This window comes from Stenotrophomonas sp. TWI1409, assembly GCF_039673015.1.
Taxonomy (GTDB): domain Bacteria; phylum Pseudomonadota; class Gammaproteobacteria; order Xanthomonadales; family Xanthomonadaceae; genus Stenotrophomonas; species Stenotrophomonas maltophilia_A.
Genome location: NZ_JBDJKU010000152.1, coordinates 1 through 218, shown reverse-complemented (window position 1 = coordinate 218; position 218 = coordinate 1). Strand labels below are relative to the sequence as shown.

The 218-nt window shown below is 64.2% G+C and carries 1 protein-coding gene; it reads right to left on the bottom strand.

All coding sequences use genetic code 11. From position 1 onward, the window contains the following. On the bottom strand, positions 1-218 hold a 218-nt coding region (locus tag ABE423_RS20750), incomplete at both ends, for a transposase (protein ID WP_346487366.1).

Genomic DNA, 218 nt, shown 5'->3' with positions numbered 1-218 from the left:
CCGCTTTTGAAGACACCCCAGGCGATCCTGGCCAGCTTTCTGGCCAGGATGTTGAAGACGGCGGTGCTGGGGTGACCGCGTTTTGACAGCTCGTCGTAGAGCGGTTGCCCCTGGCGACACCGCTTGAGCCCCATTGCGGCCATGTAGAGCATCTGGCGCAGCACTGGCGCGCCCTGTTTGGACAGCCGACGCCGTCCCGTTCTGCCGCCAGACTCGTT